The following is a 12442-nucleotide window of genomic DNA, read 5'->3' as shown; positions in this document are numbered from 1 at the left end:
GCGAGGTCCGGCGGTAGTACGGGGGTGTGCGCCGACTCCGTTGACGGCCTGCCGCGGGCCAGCCTACGCGTCCTGGCGGGCCGTCACCCGCGCCACCACCGGCGGTCACGGACACTTCGTCGGTTCCACACCCGCAGGTCACCTGGCCCTGCGGCTACTTCGGGCGGCTACTCCTTCGGGAGCTTCCGGCCGCTACTTCCGGCGGGACCGCAGGTCGAGCTTGCGCATCACCTGGTCGGCGATCTCCGGATCGGCGCCCGGCTCGCCCCGGGCGGCCAGCACCTCGCGGCGGGAGGCGGCGATCATCTCCTGCTCGATGTCGGCGGCGGCCTGCCACTGGACGAACCGCTCCCTGGCCTCCTGCGCCTCCTCCTCGGCGTACTTCTCCGGGCAGAGCCTGGCCAGCCGGTCATGCTGGCGCTCCCGCAGCCGTTCGACCACCTCGGGCTGCAGGTCACGCTCGTCCTCCAGCTCCCCGAGCCGGGTCAGTCCGGCCTTGGCGGCCCGCCACCACATCCGCTTGACCTCCTCCTCGTGCACGTCCGCCGCGCCGCCCAGGCCGAGCAGCCGGACCACCAGAGGCAGCGTCAGACCCTGGACCAGCAGGGTGAACAGCACCACCGCGAAGGCGACCACCACGATCTCCTCCCGGCCGGGGAAGGACGCGCCGCCGTCGATGGTGAGCGGGATGCCGAGCGCCAGCGCGACGGTGGCCACCCCGCGCATCCCGGACCACCACAGCACCACCGTCTCCCGCCAGCTGATCGGGGTGTCCTCGTCGGCCCCGCTGACCCGTCTGGAGAGCCAGGCGGCCGGCAACAGCCAGAGCAGCCGGACCAGCACCAGGGCGCCGATCACCCAGACCGCGTCGCCGACCATGCCGTGCCAGCGGTCCTTCACCTCCGCCATCAGCGGCGCCAGCTCCAGGCCGATCAGCCCGAACGCGACACCGGTGATCAGGATCTCGACGATCTCCCAGAAGGCGTTGCCGACCAGTCGGTACGCCACGTCGTCCGCGTCGGCCGCCCGGTCCGCCAGGTAGAGCGCGCAGACCACCACCGCCAGCACGCCCGAGCCGTGGATCTCCTCCGCCAGCACGTAGGCGGCGAACGGCACCAGCAGGTTGAGCGCGACCTGCTGGGTCGGGTCGTCGAGCAGGCCGGCCAGCTTGGCGTTCAGCCAGCCCAGCGCGATCCCGACCACCACCGCGAGCACCGCCGAGAGCACGAACCGCAGTGCCGCGCCGCCCGCCGAGAAGTCCCCGGTCACCACCGCCTGGACGGCCACCGAGTAGATGACGATCGCGGTGACGTCGTTGAACAGGCCCTCGCTCTCCAGCACGGCAACCAGCCGCCGGGGCAGTCCGACGCTGCCGGCCACCGCGACCGCCGCGACCGGGTCGGGCGGCGAGACCAGCGCGCCCAGGGCGACGGCGGCGGCCAGCGGGAGGGTGGGCATCAGCCAGTGGAACACCCCGGCCACCACCGTGGTGGTAACGATCACCAGGGCGACCGCGAGCAGCAGGATCGAGCGGATGTTGGCCCGGAAGTACCGGACCGAGGAGCGCCGGGCCACCGCGAAGATCAGCGGCGGCAGCACCAGCGGCAGGATCAGCTCGGGGTTGATGGTGATGTCCGGAACCTGCGGCAGCCAGGCCAACAGCATGCCGATCGCGGTCATCAGCACCGGCTGCGGCACCCGGGTGATCCGGGCCACCGGGATGGTCACCACCGAGGCGAGCAGCACCAGGAAGAGCAGTGACAGCTGGGCCACGGAGTGAGGTCCTCTCGGTCTCACGGCCTTCCCGTTCTGGCGGCCGTTCGGGCCAGGATAAATCTGACAATGAGCCAACCTGATCCGGCTCGCCGTCGGGTTCTTGACTTCAACCGCGCTTGAACACTCAGAGTGGGCCGCAGAAGCCCACGGCCAAGCCCAGAAGCAGTCCACGAGCCAAGAGGAGCGGTGCCATGCTGGCGTCGATGTTCAACGAACCCGGTGGCCCCGACGTGCTGTACGTGGCGGAGCTGCCGGTGCCGGCGCCGGGGCCGGGTGAGGTGCTGGTCCGGGTACTGGCGGCCGGCATCCAGCCCGCCGACACGGCCGTCCGGTCCGGCTGGTGCCCGCCAGGCGCGGCCATCACGTACCCAGCGATCCCGGGCAACGAGTTCGCGGGGGTGGTCGAGCAGCTCGGGGCGGGCAGCTTCGGCTGGGAGGTCGGCGACGAGGTGCTCGGCTTCCGGCTGCTCAACTGCCACGCCCAGCACGTCGCGGTGGACGGCGCGCAGCTCGTCCCCAAGCCCGCCGGGATGAGCTGGGCCGAGGCGGGCTCGTTCTCGGCCTCCGCCCAGACCGCCCACGTCGCCCTCACCGAACTGAAGGTCGGCCGGGGCGACACGGTACTGATCCACGGCGCCTCGGGCGGCGTCGGCACGGTCGCCGTCCAGCTGGCCCGGGCCTGGGGCGCCACCGTGATCGGTACGGCGAGCAAGCGCAACCACGCGTACCTCCGCGAACTCGGCGCGATCCCGGTCACGTACGGCGAGGGCCTGCCCGCCCGGGTCCGCGAGCTGGCCCCGGACGGAGTGAACGCCGCCCTCGACGCGGCCGGGCGGGGCGCACTGGAAGCCTCGCTCGAACTGGTCCCCGACCGGACGCGGATCGGCACCATCGTCGACTACCCGGGCGCCCAGCGCCTCGGCCTCACCGCCCTGCGCGGCCCCCGCACCGCCGCCCGCCTCGCCGAACTGACCGCCCTCTGGGAGTCCGGCGCACTCCGACTGGAGATCGCCGCAACCTTCCCACTGACCCGGGCGGCCGAGGCCCACCGCTTGGTCGAAGCCGGTCACGTCCGGGGCAAGGCGGTCATCACCCCTTGGGCCGACTGATTTCTGCTTTCGGCTGCTGACCAGGTAATGTTCTCTCCGTCAGCAGGCGCCGCTAGCTCAGTTGGTTAGAGCAGCTGACTCTTAATCAGCGGGTCCGGGGTTCGAGTCCCTGGCGGCGCACCGCGAGGCAATCGCCTGACCAGGCCGCTCTTCCTTCGGGGAGGGCGGCCTCTGGCGTTCCCTGGCGCCGGAGCTGGCGAGGGGCTGATCACGCCCCGGTCGACCCGCGCGGGCCTCGGCGCCAGTGCCGTTCCGTCATCGCGAGTCCGCCAGTACCACTCCGCGTCCACCGCCTGTCTGAGCGCCATCGGAAGAGGGAGGGGCAGCCCAGGAGATCATCCGGTTCGCGGACCTGACCGGCACGCACACGCAGAACGACGAGTCAGGTGGGTCGTACAAGACCTGCAGGGCCCGGGAGCCGCGTCGGGCAGTCGTCCGGCGCGGCTCCCGCCCCTGCGGCGGGCCGGGCTCAGCCGAAGTAGCTGTCGAAGTTCTTCGAGAACTCGCGCACCCCGTTGTACTGGTCCCAGTTGATCGACCAGGTCATCAGGCCGCGCAGGGCGGGCTGGGCTCCGCTGCGCGGGACGTATGTGCCGCAGTTGGTGGTCTTGGTGAGGCAGTCCAGGGCCTTGTCGACCTCGGTGGGGCTGACGTAGCCGTTGCCGGCGTTGGTGGTGGCGGGCATGCCGATGGCGAGTTGGGAGGCGGCCAGCGGGGGGAACATGTTGGCGGTGTTGCCCGCGACCGGGAAGCCCTTGAGCAGCATGTCGGTCATCGCGACGTGGAAGTCGGCGCCGCCCATCGAGTGGTACTGGTTGTCCAGGCCCATGATGGAGCCGGAGTTGTAGTCCTGGACGTGCAGCAGGGTCAGGTCACTCCGCATCGCGTAGATCACCGGCAGGTAGGCGCCCGCGCGCGGGTCCTGGCCGCCCCAGGGGCCGGAGCCGTAGTACTGGTAGCCGAGTTGGACGAAGAAGGTCTCCGGCGCCATGGTGAGGACGAAGTTCTGGCCGTACTTGGCCTTGAGCGTCTTGAGCGCCGAGATCAGGTTGACCACCACCGGCGAGGTGGGGTTCTTGAAGTCGGTGTCACCGGTGTTCAGCGAGAGCGAGTGGCCCTCGAAGTCGATGTCGAGGCCGTTCAGGCCCCACCGGTCGATGATCGCCGAGACCGAGCTGACGAAGGCGTCCCTGGCGGCCGTGGTGGTGAGCTGGACCTGGCCGTTCTGGCCGCCGATCGAGATCAGCACCTTCTTGCCCTTGGCCTGCTTGGCCGCGATCGCCGCCTTGAAGTCGGCGTCCGACTCGACCCCGGCGCACTCGGTGGCCGGGCAGCGGTTGAACCGGATGTCGCCGGAGGTCGCCGAGGTGGGCTCGCCGAACGAGAGGTTGATGACGTCCCAGCTGTCCGGGATGTCGGCGACCTTGGTGTAGCCCGCGCCGTTGCCGAAGCTGGCGTGCAGGTAGCCGACCAGCGCGTGCGGCGGCAGACCGCTCGGCGGCGAGGTCGGCGAGGAGGAGGAGGAGGAAGGCGAAGGGGACGGGGAGGAGGAGGGAGAGGAGGAGGCAGAGGCAGAGGGAGAGACGGACGAGGACGGCGACGGGCTCGGCGCGCCAGGACCGTCCAGCGAGAGGTCGTCCGCGTAGTACGTGCCCTGGCCGTACCAGCCGTGGGTGTACACGGTGGCGCTGGTCTGCGCGGCGGCGGTGGTGAAACTGACCGTGAGCTTCTGGTAGGCGCCGCCGGTGCCCGGGGTCCAGGTGCTCGCGCCGCCGTCCACGCCGAGGTAGACGTACGCGCCCTTGACCCAGCCGGTGAGCTGGTACGTGGTGCTGGGCTTGACCGTGACGGTCTGGCTGCACTGGGCCGAGTCGCTCGCCGAGGCGGCCCCGGCGAGGGCGTAACTGCCGCTCCTGGACTGGCCGGTGAGGCTGCCGAGGCCGCCGGTGCAGCTCCACGGGGAGAGGCTGCCGGTCTCGAAGCCGCCGTTGGTGAGGAACTCGCCGGCGCTCGCGGGCGGCGCCAGGGTGAAGCTGAGGGCGACGGCACCGGCCAGGGCCGTGCTCCAGGCGGTCGCGGCGGCGACCAGTCTTCTGGTGGTTCGGGGAGTTCGCATGTGGGGATGCTCCTGCCTCGATCTGTAAGGGTGGTCCAACTCGCTTCGGGGGAAAGCTCGGTGTGGGGAGCGCCGATTGGACTGGACCACTGAACCGGCTGCGCGGCGCAGGTGTCAATGGTCTCGGCCAGCGCAGGGGTTGACGGCCCGTGAGGAGCAGTCCGGGTTGCGACCCGCCCGGGACGCCCGTTGCATGAAGGGGTGACCGAGCCCGGCTATCTCAGGTACCCGCACCTGCGCGGCGGCCTGCTCACCTTCACCGCCGAGGACGACGTCTGGGCCGCCCCGTTGGCCCCGGACGGCACCGTCGGCCGGGCGTGGCGGGTGAGCTGCGACCGCACCAGGGTCAGCCACCCCCGGCTCTCGCCGGACGGTGCGACGGTCGCCTGGACCAGCTGGCTCACCGTCACGCCCGAGGTGTGGACCGCCCCTTCGGCCGGTGGCCTGGCCACCCGGCTGACCTACTGGGGCAGCCAGGACACCCGGGTGCGCGGCTGGCTGCCGGACGGCGAACTGCTCGCGCTGACCTCGTACCACGAGCCGTTCGCCCACTACACCTGGGCCTGGGCCCTGCCGCCGGACGGCTCCCCCGGCCGCCGGATGCCCTGGGGTCCGGTCAGCGACGCCCAGATGGACGCCCGGCACACCGTGCTGCTCACCGCCGCCGCGCCGCACGAACCGGCCGCCTGGAAGCGCTACCGGGGCGGCGCCACCGGCCGGCTCTGGCTCGACACCACCCAGCTGCTCCCCGACCACCCGGGCCACCTGTCCTCCCCGATGCCGGTCGGCGGGCCTGACCGCCCGAGGATCGCCTTTCTTTCCGACCACGAGGGCGTCGGCAACCTCTACTCCTGCCGCCCCGACGGCACCGGTCTGCGCCGACACACCGACCACGCCGCGTACTACGCCCGCGAGGCGGCCAGTGACGGGACCAGGATCGTCTACCAGCACGCTGGCGACCTCTGGCTGCTGGACAGCCTGGACCACCCGCACCCACGCAGGCTGGAGATCCCGCTCGGCGGCTCGCGCTCGGGCCGCCGCCCGTACCAGGTGCCGACGGCCAGTCAGGTGAAGGACCTGGCCTGCGACGCCACCGGCCGGGCCAGCGCGATCACCGTGCGCGGCAGCCTCTACTGGCTCGCCCACCGGGACGGCCCCGCCCGGGTGCTGGCCGACACCCCCGGGGTGCGGACCCGGCTCCCCGTCCTGCTCGGCCACAGCGGCCAGCTGGCCTGGGCCACCGACGCCGAGGGCGCCGACGCGATCGAGGTGGCCCCCACACCGGGCCGGGGCGACCCGGACGCCCCACCGCGCCGGATCGCCGCCGGGCGGCTCGGCCAGGTGCTGGAGCTGGCCGCCGCGCCCGACGGACAGACCCTGGCCGTGGTCTCCTCGGACGGCCGGCTGCTGCTGGTGGCCACCGCCGACGGCACCGTCACCGAGGCGGCCACGTCCCGGTACGGGCCGGTCGGCAGTCCGGCCTTCTCCCCGGACTCGCAGTGGCTGACCTGGTCGCAGCCGGTGGCGGGCCGTTCGCTGCGTTCGATCCAGCTGGCCCGGGTGGCCGATCCGGCGCACACCATCGACGTGACCGGCGGCCGGTTCGAGGACGAGCACCCGGTCTTCACCCGGGACGGCCGCTTCCTGGTCTTCCTCTCCTGGCGCGGCTTCGACCCGGTGCACGACGTGCACACCGGTGACATGTCCTTCCCGCTCGGCTGCCGCCCGTACCTGGTGCCGCTGGCGGCGGACACCCCGTCACCGTTCGCCGACCCGGCGGAGGGACGGCCGCCGGTCGGCCTGGACCCGGAGCAGACCGGCGACGGCACGGTGACGGTCGACCCGCAGGGCCTCTCCAGCCGACTGGTGCCGTTCCCGGTGATCGCCTCCAAGTACTCCGCCACCGCACCCGTCCGGGGCGGTCTGCTCTGGCTGCGCTGGCCGATCGCCGGGGCGCTCGGCCAGACCTTCGCCAATCCGGCCGACACCTCGGGCCGCCCCGCCCTGGAGTACTTCGACCTGGCGCACGGCACCAGGACCACCGTCGCCGAGCAGTTGGACGGCTACTCCGTCTCCGGTGACGGCCGCTCGGTCCTGGTGTTCTCGGCCGGCACCCTGCGACTGCTCCAACTTCCCTCCGGAAGCCAGCCGTTGACCGTCGACCTGCGCCGGATCACGCACACCGTGCACCCGGCGGAGGAGTGGCGGCAGGCGTTCCACGAGGCGGCCCGGATCGTCCGGGACCAGTTCTGGGACCCGGGGATGTGCGGCCTCGACTGGCCCGAACTGGTTGACCAGTACGCCCCGTTGGTGGACCGGGTGGCCAGCCCCGACGACTTCGCCGACCTACTCAGGGAGCTGCTCGGCGAGCTCGGCACCTCACACGCCTACGTCTCTGCGTCCCGGCGCAGCGAGGGCCCGAGTCCGGCCGCCCAGCCGCTCGGCCTGCTCGGCGCCAACCTCCAGTGCGCCCCGGACGGCCGCTGGCTGATCCACCGGGTCCTGCCCGGCGAGTCCTCCGACCCGCGCGCCCGGGCCCCGCTGGCCGGGTACGGGCTGCGCGACGGCGACGAGTTGGTGGCCGTCTCCGGCCGTCCGCCCGACCCGCTGCGCGGCCCCGCCCCGCTGCTGGTGGGCACCGGCGGGACCACCGTCGAACTCACCGTCAGGACGGCCGCCGGTGGCGCCCTGCGGCGGATCGCGGTCACCCCGCTGACCGACGAGCGGCCGATCCGCTACCAGGACTGGGTGACCCGACGGCGGCACCTGGTAAGGGAGTTGAGCGACGGCCGGTGCGGCTACCTGCACATCCCGGATCTCGGCGGCTCCGGCTGGGCCCAGTTCAACCGCGACCTGCGGCGTGAACTCGACTACCCCGCACTGGTATTGGACGTTCGGGGGAACGCCGGCGGGAACGTCTCCGAACTGGTGTTGGAGAAGCTCAGCCGCCGGGTGCTGGCCTGGGACCACAGCCGGGGCAGGCACCCGGTCCGCTACCCGAAGGACGCCCCGCGCGGCCCGGTGGTGGCGCTCGCCGACCACGCCACCAGTTCCGACGGCGACGTGATCATCACCGCCATCAAGCTGCTCGGCCTCGGCCCGGTGGTGGGCAGCCGGACCTGGGGCGGGGTGGTCGGCATGACCGGCCGCCACACCCTGGGGGACGGGACCCAGATCTCGGTGCCGAAGAACGCCGCCTGGTTCACCGGCGGCATCGGCTGGTCGGTGGAGAACCACGGCGTGGCACCCGACGTCCCGGTGCTGCGCGGCCCGCACGAGTGGGCCGCCTCGCTGCACACGGAGCTGGAGGCGGCCGTCCGGCTGGCGCTGGAGCTGCTGGCCGCACACCCGGCGGCCACTCCGCCGCCGCCGGACGCACCCCGCCCCGACCTGCGCCGTCCGCCGCTCCCCCCGCGCTGACCCGTGCAGGGTCAGGCGTGGTGGCAGGCGACACCATCCTCCAACGCGGGTGCTGCCGTCTCACAGCGGGCCTGCCGGGCCGGGTCGAGGGTGGCGTAGAGCGGGCAGCGGGTGCGGAAGGCGCAGCCGGTGCGCCGTTCGGTGGGTGAGGGCGGGTCCCCCGGGAGGAGCACCCGGGTGCGGGCGCGCTCGGCTGCCGGGTCGGGGAGCGGGACGGCGGAGAGCAGGGCCTGGGTGTAGGGGTGGCGGGGGCGGGCGAAGACCTCGGCCGCCGCGCCGGCCTCGACGGTGCGGCCGAGGTACATCACGCTGATCCGGTCGCAGAGGTGGCGGATCACCGAGAGGTCGTGCGAGACGAAGAGGTAGGCCAGGCCCAGTTCGGCCTTGAGCTGCTGGAGCAGGTTGAGGACTCCGGCCTGGACCGAGACGTCGAGGGCGGAGACCGGTTCGTCCAGGACGAGCAGCTTCGGCTGGACGGCGAGGGCCCGGGCGATCGAGATCCGCTGCCGCTGCCCGCCCGAGAACTGGTGCGGGTAGCGGGCGACGTACGCCGGGTCGAGCCCGACCTGCCTGAGCAGTTCGGGGACCCGACGGTTGATCAGCTCGCGGGCCGCGCCCCGGGCGAGCAGCGGTTCGGCGATCACGTCGCCGATCGGCAGCCGGGGGTCGAGGCTGGCCATCGGGTCCTGGAAGACGATCTGCACCTCGCCGCGCAGCCGGTGCGCTCCGGCCCGGTCGAGCGTCGCGGTGTCCTGGCCGAGCAGTTCGATCCGGCCGGCCTCGGGCCGGCCGAGGCCGAGCAGCTCGAACAGGGTGGTCGACTTGCCGGATCCCGACTCCCCCACCAGCCCGAGCGTCTCGCCCCGGCGGAGGTCGAGCTCGACGCCGTCCGCCGCGTACACCGACCCGACCCGGCGCTTGAAGACGGTGCCCTTCAGGACCGGGAAGGTCTTGGTCAGCCCGGTCACCCGGAGCACCGGTTCGCGCTCCGCGCGGGGCGTCGGGTCGGCGGCGGGCAGCGGCGGTACGGGGTAGACGTCCTGCGGGGCCGGGCGGTCGCGGGCGAGTTCGTCGGCGCGCAGGCAGGCCGCCAGGTGATCGCCCTCGCCGGTCAGCGGCGGTTCGGCCGCCAGGCAGCGGTCCTGCACCAGCGGGCAGCGGTCGGCGAACGGGCAGCCGGGCCCGACCGCGCCGAGCGCGGGCGGTTGGCCGGGGATCGGCACCAGTGGGCCGCCCTCGGTGTCCAGCCGGGGGACGGCGCCGATCAGGCCGAGGGTGTACGGGTGCCGGGGGTGGGCGAACAGCTCGTCCACCGGGGCGGTCTCCACCACCCGGCCCGCGTACATCACCGCGACCCGGTCGGCCATCCCGGCGATCACCCCGAGGTCGTGGCTGACCAGGACCAGCGCGGCGCCGGTCTCGCGCTGCGCGGTCCGCAGCACGTCCAGCACCTGGGCCTGGATGGTGACGTCGAGTGCGGTGGTGGGCTCGTCGGCGAGCAGGATGTCGGGGTCGTTGGCGATCGCCATGGCGATCATCGCGCGCTGCCGCATGCCGCCGGAGAACTCGTGCGGGTAGGCGTCCAGGGCCCGTACGGGGTCCGGGATGCCGACCAGGTCCAGGAGTTCTGCCGCGCGCTTGCGGGCGGCCTCCCGGTCCAGCGGCTGGTGGATCCGGATCGCCTCGACGATCTGGTCGCCGATCCGGTAGACGGGGGTGAAGGCGGAGAGCGGGTCCTGGAAGACCATCGCGACCTTGCGCCCGCGCAGTCCGGCGAGCTCCCGGCCGGGCAGACCGACCAGCTCCCGGCCCTCCAGCCGCACCGAACCGCGGACCCGGGCGGTGCCGGGCAGCAGTCCGAGCACGGCCAGTGCCGTGACGGACTTGCCGGAGCCGGACTCGCCCACGATGCCCAGGGTCTCGCCGCGCCGGAGCGCCAGGTCGACCCCCCGGACGGCCGGCTGGGAGCCGAAGTCCACGGCGAGGTCAGCCACTTCGAGCAGCGGGGTGGTCATGACCGGCTCCCGGAGGTCGGATCGAGGGCGTCCCGGAGGCCGTCCCCGATCAGGTTGACGGCGAGCACGAACAGCACCAGCAGGCCGGCCGCGAAGTAGAACAGCCAGGGGAAGACCGGTGCCTGGTCCGTACCGGCGGCGAGCAGGGTGCCGAGTGAGACGTCGGGGGCGCGGACGCCGAAGCCGAAGTAGGAGAGCGCGGCCTCGCTCATCACGGCGCCGCCGACCGCGACGGTGGCGTCGGTGATCAGGAAGGAGGCGACGTTGGGCAGGATGTGCCGCAGGATGATCCTTAGCGGGTGGACGCCCATGAACCGTGCGGCGCGGACGAATTCGCGCTCGCGCAGTGAACGGGTCATCGAGCGGACCACCCGGGCGGTGATCATCCAGTTGAACGCGGCCAGCAGCACCACGAAGGCGATCCAGCCCGAGCCCTTGAGCCGGGGCGAGATGATGGTGATGATCAGGAAGCTCGGGAAGACCAGCAGCAGGTCGACCAGGAAGGTCAGTACCCGGTCGGTCCAGCCGCCGAAGTACCCGGCGCAGGCGCCGACCAGCCCGGCCAGCACGGTGGAGAACAGCGCCACCAGCAACCCGATCACCAGCGACTTCTGCAGGCCCCGGACGGTCTGCGCGAAGACGTCCTGCCCCAGCCCGTTGGTCCCGAACCAATGAGTACCGGACGGCGGTTGACGGATCGCCAGGTAGTCGGGCGTAGCGTAGTCCCAGGGCGTCAGGAACGGGCCGACGAAGGCCAGCAGGAAGAGCAGCAGCACGGTCACCGCGCCGATCAGCACACCCTTGGCGGCCAGCAGGCGCCCAGTGACCAGGCGCATCCTTCCGGCAGCGAGCGGGAGTTCGGCGGTGGGCAGCGGCAGGACGGCAGTCATCAGGACCTGACCCGGGGATCGAGGGCGGCGGTCAGCAGGTCGGCCAGGAAGCCGGACGCCAGCACCACCACCGCGGCGAACAGGTTGACCGCGACCACCGAGTTGATGTCCTGCTCGTTGATCGCCTGGATGAACCACTCCCCCATGCCGTGCCAGCCGAAGATGGTCTCGGTGAAGGCCGCGCCGGTGAAGATGCCCAGGAAGCTGTAGGCGAACATGGTGGCCATCGGGATCACCGCGGTGCGCAGGCCGTGCTTGACCAGGGCCCGGTTCCTGGTCAGCCCCTTGGCCTCGGCGGTGCGCAGGTAGTCGGAGCCGAGCACGTCGAGCATGGTGGCGCGCTGGTAGCGGCTGTAGACCGCGATCCCGCCGAGCGCCAACGACAGGGTGGGCAGCAGCAGGTGGAGCCCCCAGTCGGCCAGGTGGGCACCGATCCCGCCGGCCAGTCCGGGGGTCTCGTAGCCGGTGAACGGGATCACCTCGTGGCCGGCCGCGTCCTTGGCGGCGATCGCACCGTTCTTCAGCAGCAGGGCGAGCAGGAAGACCGGGGTGGAGAGCAGCACGAAGGAGGTCAGGGTGGCCGCGCGGTCCGAGAAGCGGTACTGCCGCACCGCGCCCCAGGCGCCGACCGCCACGCCCAGCACCATCCCGAGCAGGCTGCCGACCAGCAGCAGCCGGAGCGAGACCCAGATCCGGCGGCCGAAGTCCTCGTTCACCGAGGTGTCGTGGATGGTCCGGCCGAGGTCGCCGTGGAGCACCAGCCCCTCGGCCCAGGAGCCGAAACGTTCCACCACGGGGGTGCGGTCGTTGATGTTCAGCGCGGTCAGCTGCCGGTCCACCGAGGCGGCGGACGGCCGGGGCTGCTTGGCCTCGAAGTAGCTCCGGGGCCCGAGCGCGGTGCTGGAGAGGGCGTACGCCAGGAAGACCGCGACGATCAGCAGGATCACGTAGTAGCCGAGGCGTTTAACCAGGTACCGGATCACCCCGCACCGCCGGTCCGGAGGTTCGTACACCTGGTCAGCATGACGAATTGCCTTCGCTCTAGGGGTGTTTGGCGCAGCTTCGCGCGCAGCAGTTCTACGGCATGGCCAGTCGGCCGTCCAGAGCTCTGGCACG

General features: G+C 72.4%; 7 protein-coding genes and 1 tRNA gene. 3 read left to right on the top strand and 5 right to left on the bottom strand.

The window, feature by feature from the left end:
• Nucleotides 1-192: 192 nt before the first annotated feature.
• Nucleotides 193-1773, bottom strand: coding sequence for a Na+/H+ antiporter (locus tag ACKUU6_RS21700; protein ID WP_407990225.1), 1581 nt, complete (start codon nt 1771-1773; stop codon nt 193-195).
• A 194-nt stretch (nt 1774-1967) separates the two neighbouring features.
• Here ACKUU6_RS21700 and ACKUU6_RS21695 point away from each other — a divergent pair, with 194 nt between their 5' ends.
• Nucleotides 1968-2885 carry an NADP-dependent oxidoreductase gene (locus ACKUU6_RS21695; RefSeq protein ID WP_407990224.1) on the top strand — a complete coding sequence of 306 codons (918 nt, stop codon included), beginning with the start codon at nt 1968-1970 and terminating at the stop codon, nt 2883-2885.
• Nucleotides 2886-2931: 46 nt separating this feature from the next.
• Nucleotides 2932-3005 (top strand) — tRNA-Lys (locus tag ACKUU6_RS21690).
• Between the two features lie 349 nt (nt 3006-3354).
• On the opposite strand, the gene ACKUU6_RS21685 is transcribed toward ACKUU6_RS21690, so the two are convergent.
• Complete coding sequence (locus tag ACKUU6_RS21685) at nt 3355-5001, bottom strand: chitinase (RefSeq protein ID WP_407990223.1); 1647 nt, start codon at nt 4999-5001, stop codon at nt 3355-3357.
• Nucleotides 5002-5202: 201 nt separating this feature from the next.
• Here ACKUU6_RS21685 and ACKUU6_RS21680 point away from each other — a divergent pair, with 201 nt between their 5' ends.
• Nucleotides 5203-8421, top strand: coding sequence for a S41 family peptidase (locus ACKUU6_RS21680; protein ID WP_407990222.1), 3219 nt, complete (start codon nt 5203-5205; stop codon nt 8419-8421).
• 11 nt (nt 8422-8432) lie between these two features.
• Here the strand turns inward: ACKUU6_RS21680 and ACKUU6_RS21675 are convergent, their stop codons facing one another.
• Genes ACKUU6_RS21675 through ACKUU6_RS21665 form a run of 3 tightly spaced genes read right to left on the bottom strand, consistent with a single transcriptional unit; the run spans nt 8433 to nt 12309 of the window.
• Complete coding sequence (locus tag ACKUU6_RS21675; protein ID WP_407990221.1) at nt 8433-10436, bottom strand: dipeptide ABC transporter ATP-binding protein; 2004 nt, start codon at nt 10434-10436, stop codon at nt 8433-8435.
• Nucleotides 10433-11326: an ABC transporter permease gene (locus ACKUU6_RS21670; protein ID WP_407990220.1), complete on the bottom strand. Its 894-nt coding sequence runs from the start codon at nt 11324-11326 to the stop codon at nt 10433-10435. Before ACKUU6_RS21670 ends, ACKUU6_RS21675 begins: the two co-directional genes overlap by 4 nt.
• Nucleotides 11326-12309, bottom strand: coding sequence for an ABC transporter permease (locus ACKUU6_RS21665; RefSeq protein ID WP_407992192.1), 984 nt, complete (start codon nt 12307-12309; stop codon nt 11326-11328). Before ACKUU6_RS21665 ends, ACKUU6_RS21670 begins: the two co-directional genes overlap by 1 nt.
• Nucleotides 12310-12442 lie beyond the last annotated feature (133 nt).

Origin of the sequence: Kitasatospora sp. CMC57, from assembly GCF_045866025.2 — a bacterium.
Lineage (GTDB): Bacteria > Actinomycetota > Actinomycetes > Streptomycetales > Streptomycetaceae > Kitasatospora.
This window is presented reverse-complemented; position numbering and strand designations above follow the sequence as displayed.

What these genes read in the sequence shown, in the direction of transcription:
- ACKUU6_RS21670 (WP_407990220.1), bottom strand. Translation starts at nt 11,326, where the DNA reads ATGACTGCCGTCCTGCCGCTGCCCACCGCCGAACTCCCGCTCGCTGCC.
- ACKUU6_RS21675 (WP_407990221.1), bottom strand. Translation starts at nt 10,436, where the DNA reads ATGACCACCCCGCTGCTCGAAGTGGCTGACCTCGCCGTGGACTTCGGC.
- ACKUU6_RS21695 (WP_407990224.1), top strand. Translation starts at nt 1,968, where the DNA reads ATGCTGGCGTCGATGTTCAACGAACCCGGTGGCCCCGACGTGCTGTAC.
- ACKUU6_RS21685 (WP_407990223.1), bottom strand. Translation starts at nt 5,001, where the DNA reads ATGCGAACTCCCCGAACCACCAGAAGACTGGTCGCCGCCGCGACCGCC.